Here is a 16,506-nt window from a genome sequence, read left to right on the forward strand (position 1 = left end):
AACAGCAGACCGGTGCCGGGGTCCGTGGGCGTCCGGCAGGTTGGTTCCCGGTGGGGCGCGGGGCAGTGGCGGGGCGGGTCGTGGCCTAGGCTTCGGTCATGATCGTTAGTGGTGAGGTCGTGCGGGACCTGGCTTCGACCGGAGTGCTGCGGGCGTCCATCAATCTCGGCAACCCGGTGCTGGCGCAGGGCACACCGGACGCGCCGAGCGGGGTGACCGTGGACATCGCGCGCGAGGTCGGGGCGCGGCTGGGCGTGCCCGTCGAGTTCGTGTGTTTCGACGCCGCCCGCAAGTCCTTCGAGGCGCTGACCTCCGGCCAGGCCGACATCTGCTTCCTGGCGGTCGAACCGGCCCGCGAGTCCGAGGTCGCGTTCACCGCCCCGTACGCCGTCATCGAAGCCGTCTATGTCGTCCCGGTGGACTCGCCGATCGGCTCACCCGGCGACGTGGACCGGCCCGGTGTGCGCGTCGGCGTGAAGCGGGGGTCGGCGTACGACCTGTTCCTGTCGCGCACGCTGGAGCACGCCGAGATCGTCCGCGGCGACGAGGGTGTCGAGGTGTTCCGCACCGACGGCCTGGAGGTGGGGGCGGGCATCCGGCAGCCGATGACCGCGTATGCGGCCGCCGATCCGGGCGTCCGGGTGATCGGCGAGGCTTTCATGCAGATCAAGCAGGCCGTGGGCACGTCCCGGCAGCGGCGGCCGGAGACGGTCCGGTTCCTGTGCGACCTCGTCGAGGAGCTGAAGGCCTCCGGGTTCGTGGCCGACTCGCTGCGGCGTTCGGGCCGCCTGGACGCCACGGTCGCCCCGGCGGCCTGAGCCGGGCGGGCCGGGTGCGGCCGGTGGTGACGGCGTGGGAAGCGCCGCCACCACCCGGTTCGCTATTGCTTCAGGAACTGCTGGGCGGGGCTGCCGTTGCAGTCCCACAGCCGCAGGCGGGCGCCGTTGGCGGTGGAGCCGTTGGGCGAGTCGAGGCAGCGGCCGGACTGCGGGTTGCGCAGCGAGCCGTTGGCCTGCGGGATCCACTGCTGTGATCCGCCGGCGTTGCAGTCCCACAGCTGGATGAGGGTGCCGTTGGCGGTGCCGTTGCCGGTGGCGTCCATGCAGCGGCCCAGGGTGCGCAGCGTGGTGGTGTCCCAGGCCCACTTCTGGTCCACGGCGAAGGACTGGCAGTCCCACAGCTGGACGGCCGCCCCGTTGCCCCCGGTGTCGTCGGCGGCGACGTCGACGCACTTGCCGCCGGGGCCGATGATGTTGCTCGCTGCGGTGGAGCCGCCGCCGACCCGGAACACCTGCGCCGCGCTGCTGTTGCAGTCGTACAGCTGCAGCCGCGCGCCGTTGGCGGTGGAGCCGCTGGGCGAGTCGAGGCAGCGGCCGGACTGCGGGTTGCGCAGCGAGCCGTTGGCCTGCTGCACCCACTGCTGCGCGCCGCCGCCGTTGCAGTCCCACAGCTGGATCAGCGTGCCGTTGGCGGTGCCGTTGCCGGTGGCGTCCATGCAGCGACCCAGGGTGCGCAGGGAGCTGCCGTCCCAGGTCCAGCGCTGGTCACCGGAGGCCGCCTGGCAGTCCCACAGCTGGACGGCCGCCCCGTTGCCCCCGGTGTCGTCGGCCGCGACGTCGACACACTTGCCGCCGGGGCCGATGATGCGCTGGCCGGGCGGCGGGCCGGTGTTGAGCGCCTTGGACGCGGCGATGATGCCCTGGTTGGCGGCCCGCACCCGGGCCGCGTCGAACTTGAGCACCTGCCGGTCGTACGTCCAGAAGCCGTTGACCTCGCCCTCGACGTCGAACGGCTGCGTGTAGACCAGGCCGGACAGGCCCCGGGTGTACATCAGGTTGGTGGACGAGTTGATCAGGCCCACGAACCGGTCGGTGATGGACTGGGTGCTGGTGTGCATCTCGTACGCCCCGAAGTTGCCGTTGGGGCTGTACTCGTGGCCTGGCGAGCGCAGGCCCATGCCGCCGTACTCGCCGAGCATCGCGACGCGGGTCGACGTCGGGGTGGGCGAGTCGGGGCCGACGTACATGTGCCAGTCCATGATGTCGCCGTTGCCGGGGTCGCCCTTGGACGCGCAGCAGTTGTAGCCGCTGTGCGGGTTGACCAGCCGGCTCGGGTCCTGGTTCTTGACGTTCTGCGCGACCCGGGACGTGTCGGCGAGGTTCCACTCGCCCCAGCCCTCGTTGAACGGCACGTACACCACGACGGCGGGGGAGGAGCGGTGCTCGTCGACGACCTCGCGCAGCTCCGTCTCCCACTGCGCCTGCTGCGCCGCGGTGCCGGGGTCGCCCTTGCTCGGCATGTCCTGCCAGACCAGCAGGCCGAGACGGTCGGCGTGGTAGAACCAGCGCTGCGGTTCGACCTTGATGTGTTTGCGGACCATGTTGAAGCCGAGGTCCTTGATCTTCTGCAGGTCGCCGGCCAGGGCCGCGTCGGTCGGCGCGGTGTACAGGCCGTCGGGCCAGAAGCCCTGGTCGAGGGTGCCGTTGTGCATGACGAACTGGCCGTTGAGGGTCGGCATCAGCTTGCCGTTGAGCATGGCCTTGCCGACCTCGCGCATGCCGAAGTAGTGCATGGTCTGGTCGACCGTCGTGCCGGCGCTGTTGCGCAGCGACAGCCGCAGGTTGTAGAGGAACGGGTCGTCGGGCGACCAGCGGCGGGCGCTGGGCACCGGCACGGTGAACTCGGTGAAGCCGCCGGTGGCGGTGCCGACCACGGTGCTGCCGTTGAGCGCCTCGGCGTACACCGAGTGCCCGGTGACGTCGCCGCGGGTGAACACCCGGATCCGCAGGGTGTTGTTGGCCAGGTTGGCGTAGAGGTCGGCGCTGTAGATGGACGAGGTGGGCGTCGGCTCCATCCAGACCGTCTGCCAGATGCCCGAGGTGGGGATGTAGAAGATGCCGCCGGGGTTGCGGACCTGCTTGCCACGGGCCGGATTGCTGCCCTCGGCGCCGGAGTCGGTCGGGTCGAACACCCGCACGACCAGCTCGTTGGTGCCCCCGTTGAGCTGCGCCGTGACGTCGAACTCGAACCGGTCGTAACCGCCGGTGTGGGTGCCGACCTGCACGCCGTTGACCCATACCGTGGTGCGCCAGTCGACCGCGCCGAAGTGCAGCTGCACGCGGCGGCCGGCCCAGCCGGCCGGGACCGTGAAGGTGCGGCGGTAGGTCAGGTAGTAGCGGTTGTCGTTGGCGGCGCGCTTGATGCCCGACAGCGCCGATTCGACCGGGAACGGCACGTTGACCCGCTCGGGCAGGTTCTGGCCGAACACGGGCGCGCCGTTGGTGGTGGACTGGCCCAGCTGCCACTCGCCGTTGAGGTTCAGCCAGTCGGGGCGGGTCATCTGCGGGCGCGGATACTCCGGCAGGGGGGTGCCGTTGAGCGCCTGGCTGGTCCACGGGGTGGTCAGCGGGGACGGCTGGGCGGGGGCGGCCGTGGCCGGAGCGGCGGCGGCGGTGAGGCCGCCGAGGACGGTGAGGATGCCGAGGGCGCCGTGGAGGACGGCGGTCCGCAGGCGGCGTCGATGACGTGCTGGGTGCATGGGGTCTCCCAGGGTCGTTACCGGGCCAGACGAGGCGTCGCCGAAAGCCCCGTCGCGGTCGGGAAGGCAGACGTCGACGCTCCGTGGTGGATCGTCGACGCCCCTGAGCACATCGGCTCTATAACGTTATTTTCAGCTAATTGATACTCGTATAGATATACGACTGTCAAGGTCTGGACATCGCGCTGACACATACCGGCGGGCGGCTCGCGGCTGCGATCAGGCGCGGCGCGAGGACAGCACGCAGAACTCGTTGCCCTCCGGGTCGGCCAGCACGACCCAGTACGGCTCGCCCTGCCCGATGTCGACGCGCGTCGCGCCGAGCGCGATCAGCCGGCCGACCTCGGCGTCCCGGTCGTCGGGGCGCAGGTCGAGGTGGACCCGGTTCTTGCCGGTCTTGGCGTCGGACACCGGCACGAAGATGAGACCGGGCCGCCGGTCGAGGGCGGGGCGGATCTCGTACCAGCGGGGGTCGTCGTCGACGACCACCCAGTCGAGCGCCTCCCGCCACCAGCGGCCCAGCGCCGCCGGGTCGTGCGCGTCGATGACGGTCTGCTCCCACTCCAGGCTCACCGCTGCAGCCTAGGCGTGCCCGGTCGGCGTGGTTTTCAGCGGCTGCCCAGCGTGGCTGGCTACCGTGGGCGCATGGACGAGAACCGTGCTCGGCGAGTGGTGGACCGCCTGCGTGACCGCGGAGTCCCCGCGCACCTGTCCCTCGGGGGAGGGCACCGCAAGGTCGGTGTCCGGATCGCGCTGCCCGACGGCCGGGAGGCGCTCTGGGACACGGACGGCACCGCGGGCCTGGAGGCGCAGGTGCTGCGCGACGGCATGCTGGTGGGGTTCGTCCCGCACATCCCCGGCTCCGAGGACTTCACCGAGGAGCAGGTCATCGACGCCATCGCGCGCACCGACTACGACCAGCCGATCGCCCGCCAGCGCGCGGTGGCCCCGCCGCCCGCAGCCCCGCTGCCCATGGAGGGTGGCTTCTTCCGGCGGCTGCGCGACGGCTTCCGCTGACACCGGGCTCCGGCGGTGGGCCGGTTCGGGCCGGGCGGGCTCCGGGCCGGTCGGGAGTGTGAGGGATCTTCACGGAACGCGGCGTAGAGTTGTCCGGGATCGTCGTTGTCGGCTCCCTCCCCCGATGGACCGGCATACACCCCTCGTGACCTGGTGAGGAATGCATGCCCTCCTTCCCCCGCCTCGACCTCGGCCCGCTGACGCGCCGGTCTGCCCTCGCCGCCCTGGGCCTGACGGGCACCGCGATCGGCCTGGCCGCCTGCACGGGCAGCAAGTCGCCGTCCGGGACGGCCTCGCCCGGCCAGAGTCCGGAGGGTCCGCCGCCCAAGGCCCACGTCACGATCACCGAGCCGGCCGCGGCCGCGACGGACGTCCCCGCCTCGGCCGAGATCGTGTTCGCCGCGACCGACGCGGTCTCCACGCAGGTCGTGCTCAAGGACGCGGCGGGCGCCGAGGTGACGGGGGAGCTGCACCCTGACGGCAAGGGCTGGCTGCCGGCCAAGTCCCTGGCGTACGGGACGGCCTACACCGTCACGGTCACCGCGACCGGTGACGACGGCAAGCCCGCCACGGCGACGTCGACCTTCACGACCATGGCCCAGCCGGACAAGGTCGTCAGCGTCGTCAGCTTCCTGCCCGACGACGCCGTGGTGGGTGTCGGCATGCCGCTGATCTTCCGGCTCAGCCGCAAGATCCCTGAGGCGCAGCGGGCGGCGCTGCAGCGGCGGCTGCTGGTGCAGACGACGCCGGCGCAGGAGGGCATCTGGACCTGGTACACCCCCGACGAGCTGCACTGGCGGCCGCGGGAGTTCTGGCAGGCCGGCACGAAGGTCTTCGTCGACGTGCGCGCGGGTGGGCTGCCCCTGGGCGACGGTTACTTCGGCAAACGCAACTCGACGCTGACCTGTGCCATCGGCCGGTCGCTGGTCATGACGATCGACGACAAGGCCAAGCCGAAGGTGATGAAGGTCGTCAAGGACGGCGCCACCGTGCGCACCATCCGGGTCAGCCTCGGCCGGCCGAGCATGCCCTCGTCCAGCGGCACCACCGTCATCATCGAGCGCCTGGCCAAGACGGTGTTCGACACGACGAACGACCCGAATCCGGCAAACCGGTACCGGACCAACATCGAGTACGCCCAGCGGCTGACCTGGGGTGGCGAGTTCATCCACGCGGCCCCGTGGTCGGTGAAGGACCAGGGCGTGCGCAACGTCTCGCACGGCTGCGTCAACATGTCCCTGGCGGACGCCAAGTGGCTGTTCGAGCAGACGATGATCGGCGACCCGGTCGTCACCAAGGGCACGCCGCGCAGGCTGCAGTACGGCAACGGCTGGACCGACTTTGACAAGCCCTGGGACGAGTACGTCAAGGGCAGCGCGATCCCGTACGCGCCGTCGGCCGACCCGTCGCCCGAACCGACTGCCTCGCCGGCGGCCTGACCAGCCCGCCGTCCCTCCCCTCTGCCCTTCCGCCCGCAGATCCGCCTGACGGTCTGCGGGCGTCAGCTTGCCCGAACAGAACCGTCCGATCAGGACGGTTCTGTTGGAGCGGGCGGGGGTGCCGCTCTCACCGCATGAAGTGCCACCCCCGCCCGCCGTCGAGCTGCCGACGCCGGCCGGGCGCACGGCATGTCCGCGGACTCGATCCGGTCGAACGCCGGACTCGGTTGCAGCGATAGTGTTAACGCACACATCGGTTCACGTCAAGGGATGCCCGATGACGGGCTGCGCATTCCACATGCCGCCTGCGTGAAGTGTTGCGCAAATTCTTGGGTCGTTCTGCACCAGCCGCCGTTACGCATCTGTTGCGTTGGCGTGTCTTGACGCACCTTGATGTGAGCGCTAACACTGTGTGCCAGCAACCGAGCGGAGGAAGACATGAGCGACCGGTACGTCGTCGGCGTCGACTACGGCACGCTGTCCGGCCGGGCCCTGGTGGTCCGGGTCAGCGACGGCGCCGAGGTCGGCACGGCGGTGCACGAGTACCGCCACGGCGTCATGGACGGCGTGCTCGCCGCCTCCGCTGCGCCGCTGCCGCCGGACTGGGCGCTGCAGGACCCCGACGACTACCGCGACGTGCTGCGTTACGCGGTCCCGGCAGCGCTGGCCGCGGCGGGCGTCGACCCGGCCGACGTGATCGGCATCGGCACCGACTTCACCGCGTGCACGGTGCTGCCGGCGCTGGCCGACGGCACGCCGCTGTGCGAGCTGCCGGAGCTGCGCCACCGCCCGCACGCGTGGGTGAAGCTGTGGAAGCACCACGCCGCGCAGCCGCACGCCGACCGCATCAACGCCCTGGCCCACGAGCGCGGCGAGCCGTGGATCGGCCGATACGGCGGCAAGATCTCCGCGGAGTGGCAGTACGCCAAGGGGCTGCAGCTGCTGGAGGAGGACCCGGAGGTCTACGACCGGGCCGAGCGCTGGATCGAAGCCGCTGACTGGATCATCTGGCAGCTCTGCGGGGTCGAGACCCGCAACGTCTGCACCGCCGGCTACAAGGGCATCTTCCAGGACGGCAGCTACCCCTCCAAGGACTACCTGGCCGCGCTGAACCCCGGCTTCGCGGGCTTCGTGGCCAAGCTGGACGGTCCGCTGCTGCCGCTGGGCGGCCGGGCGGGTTCGCTGACGGCCGAGGCCGCGGCGTGGACCGGGCTGCCGGAAGGCATCGCGGTCGCGGTCGGCAACGTCGACGCGCACGTCACCGCCGCCGCCGCGCAGGCCCTCGACCCGGGCCGGCTCGTCGCCATCATGGGCACCTCGACCTGCCACGTCGTCAACGGCACGGTCCCGGCCGAGGTGGCCGGCATGTGCGGCGTCGTCGACGGCGGCATCAGCCCGGGCGCCTGGGGATACGAGGCCGGGCAGAGCGGCGTCGGCGACATCTTCGGCTGGTATGTCGACCACGCCGCCCCGGCGGGCTTCGATTCGCACGAGCGCCTGTCGGAGCTGGCCGCCGCGCAGCCGGTCGGCGGCCACGGCCTGATCGCGCTGGACTGGTGGAACGGCAACCGCTCGCTGCTGGTCAACCACGACCTGTCCGGCCTGCTCGTCGGGCTGACCCTGGCCACCCGGCCGGCCGACGTCTACCGGGCGCTGCTGGAGTCGACCGCGTACGGCACCCGCATGATCATCGAGGCGTTCGCGGCGGCGGGCGTGCCGGTCACCGAGCTGGTCGTGGCGGGTGGCCTGACCACGAACCGGCTGCTGATGCAGATCTACGCCGACGTGACCGACCGGCCGCTGAGCATCATCGGCTCGGCGCAGGGCCCGGCACTCGGCTCGGCGATCCACGCCGCGGTCGCCGCCGGGGCCTACGTCGACGTGCACGAGGCGTCGGAGGCGATGGGGCGGGTCGAGCGGGGCGTCTACCAGCCCGACCCGGACCGGGCCCGCGCCTACGACGCGCTCTACGCCGAGTACCGCACCCTGCACGACCACTTCGGACGCGGTGCGAACGACGTGATGTCCCGCCTGCGCGCCATCCGCAACGCCGCCCAGCAGCGCTCGGCCGACGAGCCGACGGTGGCGCTGGGGGTGGCGGCATGAGCGAGGTCATCGCGGCGTTGCGGCAGACCGTCTCGTCGCTGCACGGGGAGCTGACGCGATACGGGCTGGTGGCCTGGACCTCAGGCAACGTGTCGGCCCGGGTGCCGGGCCAGGAGCTGCTGGTCATCAAGCCCAGCGGGGTGTCCTACGACGACCTCGCCCCGGCCAACATGATCGTCTGCGATCTGGACGGCGTGGTCGTCGAGGGCGACCTGTCGCCGTCGAGCGACACCGCCGCGCACGCCTACGTCTACCGGGCCATGCCCGAGGTGGGCGGGGTGGTGCACACGCACAGCACGTACGCCACGGCGTGGGCGGCGCGGGGCGAGGCCATCCCGTGCCACCTGACGGCGCAGGCCGACGAGTTCGGCGGGGAGATCCCGATCGGGCCCTTCGCGCTGATCGGCGGCGACGACATCGGCAAGGGCATCGTGGCCACCCTGTCCGGGCACCGCTCGCCGGCGGTGCTGATGCGCAACCACGGCGTCTTCACCATCGGCAAGGACGCCCGGGCCGCGGTCAAGGCGGCGGTGATGTGCGAGGACGTCGCCCGCACCGCGCACCTGGCCAGGGCGCTGGGGCAGCCGCTGCCGATGGCGCAGGCGGATGTGGACTCCCTCTACGACCGCTACCAGAACGTGTACGGCCAGTCCGGCCGCTAGATGTCCGCCGGTTCGGCGCCGGCGGTGGCACCACCCCGACTCTCTCACCGCAGCATCACCGCTCCACCAGCACCACAGCGCAGGCCGCGCGCCGACGTCCCACACGGCGCGCGGGGGTAGGCCCATCCTCATCCAAGGAGATCGCATGCTCACCATGGGCAAGGCCATCACGCGACGCCGCGCCGTCGCGGTGTTGACCGCAACTCTGCTCGCGACCGGCATGGCCGCGTGCGGCAACAGCGACACCGGCGACACGCCGGCCGACGACGGCAAGCTGACGCTCGGCTTCTCGCAGGTCGGCGCCGAGAGCGGCTGGCGCACCGCGAACACCAACTCGATCAAGGAATCCGCCAAGGAGGCCAACATCGAGCTGAAGTTCGACGACGCGCAGGGCAAGCAGGAGAACCAGATCACCGCGATCCGCAACTACATCCAGCAGAAGGTCGACGTCATCGCCTTCTCGCCGGTGGTGGAGTCGGGTTGGGACACCGTGCTCAAGGAGGCCAAGGACGCCGGCATCCCGGTGATCCTGACCGACCGCTCGGTGGACTCGGCGGACAAGTCGCTGTACAAGACGTTCATCGGCTCGGACTTCGTCAAGGAGGGCAAGCTCTCCGGTGAGTGGCTGGTCAACGAGACCAAGACGGCCACCGGCCCGGTGAACATCGTGGAGCTGCAGGGCACCACGGGTTCGGCCCCGGCCAACGACCGCAAGAAAGGCTTCGGCGAGGCCATCGCGGCCAACCCGAACCTGAAGATCATCGCGTCGCAGACCGGTGAGTTCACCCGCGCCGGCGGCAAGGCCGTCATGGAGCAGTTCCTGAAGGCCAACCCGAAGATCGACGTGCTGTTCGCGCACAACGACGACATGGGTCTGGGCGCGCTCGAGGCGATCACCGCCGCGGGCAAGGTGCCGGGCAAGGACATCAAGATCATTACGATCGACGCGGTCAAGGACGGCATGCAGGCCCTGGCCGACGGCAAGTTCAACTTCATCGCGGAGTGCAGCCCGCTGCTCGGGCCCCAGCTGATGGACCTGGTCAAGAAGGTCAAGGCCGGGGAGACCATCCCCCAGCGCATCGAGACCCAGGAGACCACCTTCACGCCGGAGCAGGCCAAGGCCGCGCTGCCGACCCGCAAGTACTGATCGCACCCCGGGGCCGCCGCACGCCGTGCGGCGGCCCCGTCCTCACCTCACCGCAGACGGAGCCGGATCCGCGGGGCACACCGCGACCGGCCGACGTCCTCGCCGCCGAGCCGACCCAGTCCGCTGCCGGACGGCCGCGGCGACCCTTGCCCACGTACTCAGCGAAAGGTCGGATGGGATGTCGGGTAGGCAACCGGTCCTGACGATGACCGCCATCAGCAAGTCCTTCCCGGGGGTGCGCGCGCTCGACGGCGTCGACTTCCGGCTGTTCCCCGGCGAGGTGCACGCCCTCATGGGCGAGAACGGCGCCGGCAAGTCAACCCTGATCAAGGTGCTGACCGGCGTGTACTCCCACGACGCGGGGACCGTCGAGCTGGCCGGGCAGCAGGTGTCGTTCAGCGGCCCCATGCAGGCCGCCGCCTCCGGAGTGAGCACCGTCTACCAGGAGGTCAACCTCTGCGCCAACCTGTCGGTGGCGGAGAACATCTTCATCGGGCGCGAGCCGCGCACCCTGGGCGCGATCCGCTGGGGCGAGATGCGCCGCCGCGCCCGTGACCTGCTGGCCCGTCTCGACCTGCACATCGACGTGACGCAGCTGCTGGGCACGTACTCCCTCGCCGTGCAGCAGATGGTCGCCATCGCCCGCGCCATCGACATCCAGGCCCGGGTGCTCATCCTCGACGAGCCCACCTCCAGCCTCGACGCGACCGAGGTGGAGCAGCTGTTCCGCATCATGCGCCAGCTGCGCGACGAGGGCATCGCGATCATCTTCGTGACCCACTTCCTCGACCAGGTCTACGGCATCGCCGACCGGATCACCGTGCTGCGCAACGGCCGCCTGGTGGGGGAGTACCCGATCGCGGAGCTGCCCCAGCTCGCCCTGGTCGAGAAGATGATCGGCAAGGAACTCGACGTGCTGGAGAGCCTGGACGAGCAGTCCAAGCGGGATGTGCGCGCGATCGAGGCGGGCACGCCGTTCCTGCAGGCCGAAGAGCTGGGCCGCAAGGGTTCGGTGACGCCGTTCAGCCTCACCATCCACGCCGGGGAGGTCGTCGGCCTGGCCGGGCTGCTCGGCTCCGGCCGCACCGAGGTGGCCCGCCTGCTGTTCGGCGCGGACCGCGCCGACCACGGCAAGGTCGCCATCGACGGCAAGTCCGCGCCGCTGCGCAGCCCGATCGCCGCGATCGGCCACGACATCGCGTTCTGCTCCGAGAACCGGCGCACCGAGGGCCTGGTCGGCGAGCTGAGCGTGCGCGAGAACATCATCCTCGCCATGCAGGCCGCCCGGGGCTGGCTGCGGCCCATCCCGCGCCGCCGGCAGGACGAGCTGGTCGACAAGTACGTCAAGGCGCTGAGCATCCGCCCGGCCGATCCCGAGATCCCGGTGCGCAACCTGTCCGGCGGCAACCAGCAGAAGGTCCTGCTGGCCCGCTGGCTGATCACCGAGCCGCGGCTGCTGATCCTCGACGAGCCCACCCGCGGCATCGACGTCGGCGCCAAGGCCGAGATCCAGAAGCTGGTCGTGCAGCTGTCCGACGGCGGCATGGCGGTGCTGTTCATCTCCGCCGAGCTGGAGGAGGTGCTGCGGCTCAGCCACAAGATCGCGGTCATGCGCGACCGGCAGCTGGTCACCGAACTGGCCAACGACCACACGGTGGACGCCGACCTCGTCATGCAGACCATCGCCAGCGGCACGCACCACGAAGGGGCCCGAGCATGAGTGAGCGCAGCGAGCGAATCAGCAGGCTCATGCCACATGTCGTCGGCGAGCGAAGCGAGGAGAAGGCATGAGCACCGCCAAGGCACGGTGGGCCGCCGTCTCCGGCCACTCGCTGTTCTGGCCCGTCGTCGCGCTGGTGGCGCTGCTGGTCGCCAACACGATCTACCGGCCCGGATTCCTGACGGTCGAGATGAAGGACGGCCACCTCTACGGCAGCCTCGTCGACATCCTGCGGCTGGCCGCCCCGCTGATCCTGGTCGGGCTCGGCATGACGCTGGTCATCGCCACCGGCGGCATCGACCTGTCGGTCGGCTCGATGTGCGCGATCAGCGGCGCGATCGCCTGCCTGCACATCAGCCGGCAGCCGGACCAGAACGCCCTCGGCGGCGTGCTGGTGGCGCTGGCCCTGGGCATCGGGCTCTCGCTGGTGCTGGGCGCCTGGAACGGGGCGCTCGTCTCGATCATCGGCATCCAGCCGATCATCGCCACGCTGATCCTGATGGTGGCCGGCCGCGGCCTCGCCCAGCTGATCACCGAGGGCCAGATCATCACCATCAACTCCGAGCCGTACAAGTCGGTCGGGGTCGGCTACCTGCTCACCCTGCCGCTGGCCATCTTCATCGCGGCCGGGGTGGCCCTGCTGGTCGCCGCGGTCACCCGGCGTACCGCGCTCGGCATGATCATCGAGTCGGTGGGCGGCAACGCCGAGGCCAGCCGGCTGGCCGGCATCCGCTCGGCCCGCATCACCTTCCTGGTGTACGTCATCAGCGCGGTGTGCGCCGGCATCGCCGGGTTCATGGTCACCGCGAACGTGTCCAGCGCCGACGGCAACGCGGCCGGCCTGTGGATCGAGCTCGACGCGATCCTCGCCGTCGTGATCGGCGGCACGTCGCTGGCCGGCGGGCGGTTCTCGCTCAGCGGCACCATCCTCGGCGCGCTGCTCATCCAGACCCTGACCACCACCGTGTACGCGATGAACATCTCGCCGCAGACCTCGCTGCTGTTCAAGGCAGTGGTCGTGATCATCGTCTGCCTCGTCCAGGCCCCCGCGTTCCGGGCCAAGTTCGCGCGCCGGCGACCCGTCGCGCCCGTCGCGCCGACGGCGGTCGACCAGAGCAAGGAGCAGGTGCCGGCATGACCACGACCCCACTCACCGCCACCCGCGACTGGTGGCGCATCCCGCAGCGGTACGTGCCGGTGCTGGCCACGCTCACCCTGCTGCTGGTCATGTACGGCGTCGGCGTCTCGCAGTACCGCGCCTTCTCCAACGTGCAGGTCGTGTTCAACGTCTTCATCGACAACGGATTCCTGCTCGTCGTCGCGGTCGGCATGACCTTCGTCATCCTCACCGGCGGCATCGACCTGTCCGTGGGCTCGGTCGTGGCGATGACCGCGATGATGTCGGCATCGCTGCTGCAGGGCGGCATGCCCCCCGCGGCGGTGCTGGTGATCGCGCTGCTCGTCGGCCCGACGCTGGGCTTCCTGATGGGCTGCGTGATCCACTTCTTCGAGATCCAGCCGTTCATCGTGACGCTGGCCGGCATGTTCTTCGCCCGCGGCATGTGCACGTTCATCAGCAAGTCGTCGATCCCGATCACCGATCCGTTCTGGACCAGCATGGCCCAGGAACGCATCGGCAACCCGAGCGGCAACTTCGTGTCGATCAGCGTGCTGGTCGCGTTCGCGGTCGTGCTCGTCGGCGCGTTCGTGCTCGCGTACACCCGCTTGGGCCGCAACGTCTACGCGCTCGGCGGCAACCAGCAGTCGGCGCTGCTCATGGGCCTGCCCGTGGGCCAGACGAAGATCGCGGTGTACGTCATCAGCGGCCTGTGCTCGGCGATCGGCGGCATCCTGCTGTCGTTCTACACCCTGTCCGGCGCCCCGCTGATCGCGGTCGGCATGGAACTCGACGTCATCGCCGCGGTCGTCATCGGCGGCACGGTGCTCACCGGCGGCTCCGGGTACGTGTTCGGCACGGTGCTCGGGGTGCTCGTGCTCGGCGTGATCCGGACCCTCATCACCTTCGACGGCAGCCTCAACTCGTGGTGGACCAAGATCGTGATCGGCGGGTTGCTGTTCGCGTTCATCCTGCTCCAACGCCTCATCGGCATCCGCAAGAAGTAACCCCGAACCCGTATCGCGGAAGGCAAGCACATGACAACGCATCCCCAGCCCGAGGTCTGGTTCCTCACCGGCAGCCAGGGCATGTACGGCGAAGAGACCCTGCGCCAGGTCGCCGGCCAGTCCCGGGAGATCGCCCGGATCCTCGACGAGTCGCCGGACATCCCGGCGCGGGTGGTCTGGAAGCCCGTCCTCACCTCCAGCGGCGAGATCCTGCAGGTGTGCCGCGAGGCCGCCGCGCAGGGCGCCGTCGGGGTGATCGCCTGGATGCACACCTTCTCCCCGGCGAAGATGTGGATCTCCGGGCTGGATGCGTTGACGACGCCGCTGCTGCACCTGCACACCCAGGCGAACGTGCTGCTGCCCTGGGACGAGATCGACATGGACTTCATGAATCTCAACCAGGCCGCGCACGGCGACCGCGAGTTCGGGTACATCCAGACCCGGCTCGGCGTCGCCCGCAAGACCGTCGCGGGCCACGTGTCCGACCCGCGGGTGGTCGCCCGGGTCGGCGCGTGGACCCGGGCGTCGATCGGCTGGGCGGCGATGCGCTCGCTGCGGCTGGCCCGGTTCGGCGACAACATGCGCGACGTCGCGGTGACCGAGGGCGACAAGGTCGAGGCGGAGCTGCGCTTCGGCGTCTCGGTCAACACCTACGGCGTCAACGACCTGGTCGACGCCGTGGAGGCGGTGCCCGCCACGCAGATCGACGAGCTGGTCAAGGTGTACGAGGACAGCTACCGGGTCACCGCCGAGCTGCGGGCCGGCGGCGAGCGCCACGAGTCGCTGCGCTACGCCGCCCGCATCGAGGCCGGCCTGCGCAACTTCCTGGAGGCGGGCGGCTTCCGCGCCTTCACCACCAACTTCGAGGACCTGGGCGGCCTGCGGCAGCTGCCCGGCATCGCGGTGCAGCGGCTGATGGCCGACGGCTACGGCTTCGGCGGCGAGGGCGACTGGAAGACCTCGGTGCTGGTGCGCACGCTGAAGGCGATGTCGGTCGGCACCACCGGCGGCACCTCGTTCATGGAGGACTACACCTACGACCTCACCCCGGGCCAGGAGCTGGTGCTCGGCGCGCACATGCTGGAGGTCTGCCCGACCATCGCCGCGGACACACCGAACGTGGAGATCCACCCGCTGAGCATCGGCGGCCGGGAGGACCCGGTCCGCCTGGTGTTCGACGCCCAGCCCGGCCCTGCCGTGGTGATGGGTCTGGCCGACATGGGCGAGCGGTTCCGGCTGGTGGCCAACGAGGTCGACGTCGTCGCCCCGCCGCAGCCGCTGCCGAAGCTGCCGGTCGCCCGCGCGGTGTGGCGTCCCCGGCCGTCGCTGGCCGGCTCCGCCGAGGCGTGGATCACCGCCGGGGCTCCGCACCACACCGTGCTGTCGCAGGCCGTGGGTGTCGAGGAGCTGCACGACCTGGCCGAGATGGCACGCACCGAACTGGTCGTGATCGACGCCGACACCACCACCCGACGGTTCGCCGACGAGATCCGCTGGAACCAGGCGTACTACCGGCTGGCCCGCGGATTCTGACCCCTACTTCACCGATGACGACGGATGCGTGTGCCCGAGTGGGCCGGGGCGCACGCATCCGTCGTCCTGTCGGCCGTCCGCGACGAAAGATGATCAACATGCGATACGATGTGCCGTCAGGGGAGTCACGATGAGTCAGCAGCCGGCCGCCCGAGCGGCGGTGATGAACGATGTCGCCCGCCTCGCCGGGGTGTCGCACCAGACCGTGTCCCGGGTGCTCAACAACCACCCGAGCGTGCGCGACGAGACCCGTGAGCGGGTGCTGGTGGCCGTCAAGCAGCTCAACTACCGGCCCAACGCGCTGGCTCGCGGCCTGGCCGGGCGGCGCTCGCGCGTCATCGGCGTGGTCAGTTTCGACACCATCCTCTACGGCCCCGCCGCCACCCTGCTCGGCGTCGAGCGGGCCGCCCGCCACGCGGGCTACGGCATCAGCATCGTCGCCCTGGAGAAGCTCGACCGCGCCGGTGTCACCGAGGCCGTCAACCGGCTCACCGAGCAGTCCGTGGCCGGTGTCGTCATCATCGCGCCGCTGCTGACCGCCGCCGCCGCGGCGCACAGCCTGCCGACCGGCGTGCCCGCCGTGGTGGTCGAGTCCGACATCGCCGGGGACCTGCCGACCATCTCCGTGGACCAGGTCGCCGGGGCCCGCCTGGCGGTGGAGCACCTGCTCGAACTCGGCCACGAGACCGTGTGGCACCTGACCGGGCCCAAGGACTGGCTGGAGGCCCGCGACCGGGTCGACGGCTGGCGGCAGGCCCTGGAAGCCGCGGGCCGCCGCGTTCCGGCGGTGATCGTCGGCGACTGGAGCCCGCGCTCGGGTTACGAGGCGGGCCACCGGATCGGTTCCGACGTCACCGCCGTGTTCTGCGCCAACGACCAGCAGGCCCTGGGCATGCTGCGGGCGCTGCACGAACGCGGCATCCGGGTGCCCGAGGACGTCAGCATCGTCGGCTTCGACGACATCCCCGAGGCGGAATACCTGTCCCCGCCGCTGACCACCGTCCGCCAGGACTTCGACGAGGTCGGCCGCCGCTGCCTCGCCGCCCTCCTGGACCTGCTCGACGCGGACCTGCCCGACGCCCCGCCCCACCCGCGCGTCGCCCCGACCCTCATGGTCCGCGCCAGCAGCGGCCCACCCGCCTGACCCACCCATCCGGTACGCCGCCCACGAGGCGGCCGCCCTTGCCTTGATCGTCTGACTTGCCTGGCACCTGTGCGTA

13 protein-coding genes are annotated in these 16,506 nt (G+C 70.8%); 11 read left to right on the forward strand and 2 right to left on the reverse strand.

The genetic code is table 11. The features are described 5' to 3' along the window. Positions 1-98: 98 nt before the first annotated feature. Complete coding sequence (locus HAV39_RS15835; RefSeq protein ID WP_191839967.1) at positions 99-818, forward strand: transporter substrate-binding domain-containing protein; 720 nt, start codon at positions 99-101, stop codon at positions 816-818. 62 nt (positions 819-880) lie between these two features. On the opposite strand, the gene HAV39_RS15840 is transcribed toward HAV39_RS15835, so the two are convergent. Together HAV39_RS15840 and HAV39_RS15845 are read right to left on the reverse strand one after the other, a co-directional pair. Then, a complete protein-coding gene (locus HAV39_RS15840; RefSeq protein ID WP_191839968.1) occupies positions 881-3,538 on the reverse strand; it encodes a ricin-type beta-trefoil lectin domain protein in 2,658 nt (885 codons plus the stop codon). 219 nt (positions 3,539-3,757) lie between these two features. Next, positions 3,758-4,111: a VOC family protein gene (locus HAV39_RS15845; RefSeq protein ID WP_191839969.1), complete on the reverse strand. Its 354-nt coding sequence runs from the start codon at positions 4,109-4,111 to the stop codon at positions 3,758-3,760. Positions 4,112-4,183: 72 nt separating this feature from the next. Here HAV39_RS15845 and HAV39_RS15850 point away from each other — a divergent pair, with 72 nt between their 5' ends. The 10 genes from HAV39_RS15850 to HAV39_RS15895 all read left to right on the forward strand — a co-directional run bounded on the left by HAV39_RS15850 (position 4,184) and on the right by HAV39_RS15895 (position 16,430). Beyond that, entirely contained in the window at positions 4,184-4,555 is a 372-nt protein-coding gene (locus HAV39_RS15850) for a hypothetical protein (RefSeq protein WP_144119168.1), read from the forward strand. Positions 4,556-4,719: 164 nt separating this feature from the next. Continuing rightward, positions 4,720-5,994, forward strand: coding sequence for a L,D-transpeptidase (locus tag HAV39_RS15855; RefSeq protein ID WP_191839970.1), 1,275 nt, complete (start codon positions 4,720-4,722; stop codon positions 5,992-5,994). A gap of 438 nt (positions 5,995-6,432) precedes the next feature. After that, entirely contained in the window at positions 6,433-8,100 is a 1,668-nt protein-coding gene (gene araB / locus HAV39_RS15860; protein ID WP_191839971.1) for a ribulokinase, read from the forward strand. Beyond that, entirely contained in the window at positions 8,097-8,762 is a 666-nt protein-coding gene (locus tag HAV39_RS15865) for an L-ribulose-5-phosphate 4-epimerase (protein WP_191839972.1), read from the forward strand. The genes araB and HAV39_RS15865 overlap by 4 nt, the downstream gene beginning before the upstream one ends. A 145-nt stretch (positions 8,763-8,907) precedes the next feature. Further along, a complete protein-coding gene (locus HAV39_RS15870; RefSeq protein ID WP_191839973.1) occupies positions 8,908-9,909 on the forward strand; it encodes an ABC transporter substrate-binding protein in 1,002 nt (333 codons plus the stop codon). A gap of 178 nt (positions 9,910-10,087) precedes the next feature. After that, complete coding sequence (locus HAV39_RS15875) at positions 10,088-11,629, forward strand: sugar ABC transporter ATP-binding protein (RefSeq protein WP_120315373.1); 1,542 nt, start codon at positions 10,088-10,090, stop codon at positions 11,627-11,629. Positions 11,630-11,696: 67 nt separating this feature from the next. Then, positions 11,697-12,767: an ABC transporter permease gene (locus HAV39_RS15880; RefSeq protein WP_191839974.1), complete on the forward strand. Its 1,071-nt coding sequence runs from the start codon at positions 11,697-11,699 to the stop codon at positions 12,765-12,767. Next, positions 12,764-13,753, forward strand: a complete 990-nt coding sequence (gene yjfF, locus HAV39_RS15885; protein ID WP_191839975.1) for a galactofuranose ABC transporter, permease protein YjfF — start codon at positions 12,764-12,766, stop codon at positions 13,751-13,753. The genes HAV39_RS15880 and yjfF overlap by 4 nt, the downstream gene beginning before the upstream one ends. 30 nt (positions 13,754-13,783) lie before the next feature. Continuing rightward, a complete protein-coding gene (gene araA / locus HAV39_RS15890; protein ID WP_191839976.1) occupies positions 13,784-15,286 on the forward strand; it encodes an L-arabinose isomerase in 1,503 nt (500 codons plus the stop codon). Between the two features lie 130 nt (positions 15,287-15,416). Further along, the gene (locus HAV39_RS15895) at positions 15,417-16,430 is read left to right on the forward strand and encodes a LacI family DNA-binding transcriptional regulator (protein WP_191839977.1); all 1,014 of its coding nucleotides are present in this window, start codon (positions 15,417-15,419) and stop codon (positions 16,428-16,430) included. The last annotated feature ends 76 nt before the right edge of the window (positions 16,431-16,506 follow it).

Origin of the sequence: Catellatospora chokoriensis (assembly GCF_011297315.1) — a bacterium.
In the GTDB taxonomy this organism is placed as follows: domain Bacteria; phylum Actinomycetota; class Actinomycetes; order Mycobacteriales; family Micromonosporaceae; genus Catellatospora; species Catellatospora citrea.

Coding starts and splice junctions, on each gene's coding strand:
- HAV39_RS15835 (WP_191839967.1), top strand. CDS start 99: ATGATCGTTAGTGGTGAGGTCGTGCGGGACCTGGCTTCGACCGGAGTG.
- HAV39_RS15840 (WP_191839968.1), bottom strand. CDS start 3,538: ATGCACCCAGCACGTCATCGACGCCGCCTGCGGACCGCCGTCCTCCAC.
- HAV39_RS15850 (WP_144119168.1), top strand. CDS start 4,184: ATGGACGAGAACCGTGCTCGGCGAGTGGTGGACCGCCTGCGTGACCGC.
- HAV39_RS15855 (WP_191839970.1), top strand. CDS start 4,720: ATGCCCTCCTTCCCCCGCCTCGACCTCGGCCCGCTGACGCGCCGGTCT.
- araB (WP_191839971.1), top strand. CDS start 6,433: ATGAGCGACCGGTACGTCGTCGGCGTCGACTACGGCACGCTGTCCGGC.
- HAV39_RS15865 (WP_191839972.1), top strand. CDS start 8,097: ATGAGCGAGGTCATCGCGGCGTTGCGGCAGACCGTCTCGTCGCTGCAC.
- HAV39_RS15870 (WP_191839973.1), top strand. CDS start 8,908: ATGCTCACCATGGGCAAGGCCATCACGCGACGCCGCGCCGTCGCGGTG.
- HAV39_RS15875 (WP_120315373.1), top strand. CDS start 10,088: ATGTCGGGTAGGCAACCGGTCCTGACGATGACCGCCATCAGCAAGTCC.
- HAV39_RS15880 (WP_191839974.1), top strand. CDS start 11,697: ATGAGCACCGCCAAGGCACGGTGGGCCGCCGTCTCCGGCCACTCGCTG.
- yjfF (WP_191839975.1), top strand. CDS start 12,764: ATGACCACGACCCCACTCACCGCCACCCGCGACTGGTGGCGCATCCCG.
- araA (WP_191839976.1), top strand. CDS start 13,784: ATGACAACGCATCCCCAGCCCGAGGTCTGGTTCCTCACCGGCAGCCAG.
- HAV39_RS15895 (WP_191839977.1), top strand. CDS start 15,417: ATGAGTCAGCAGCCGGCCGCCCGAGCGGCGGTGATGAACGATGTCGCC.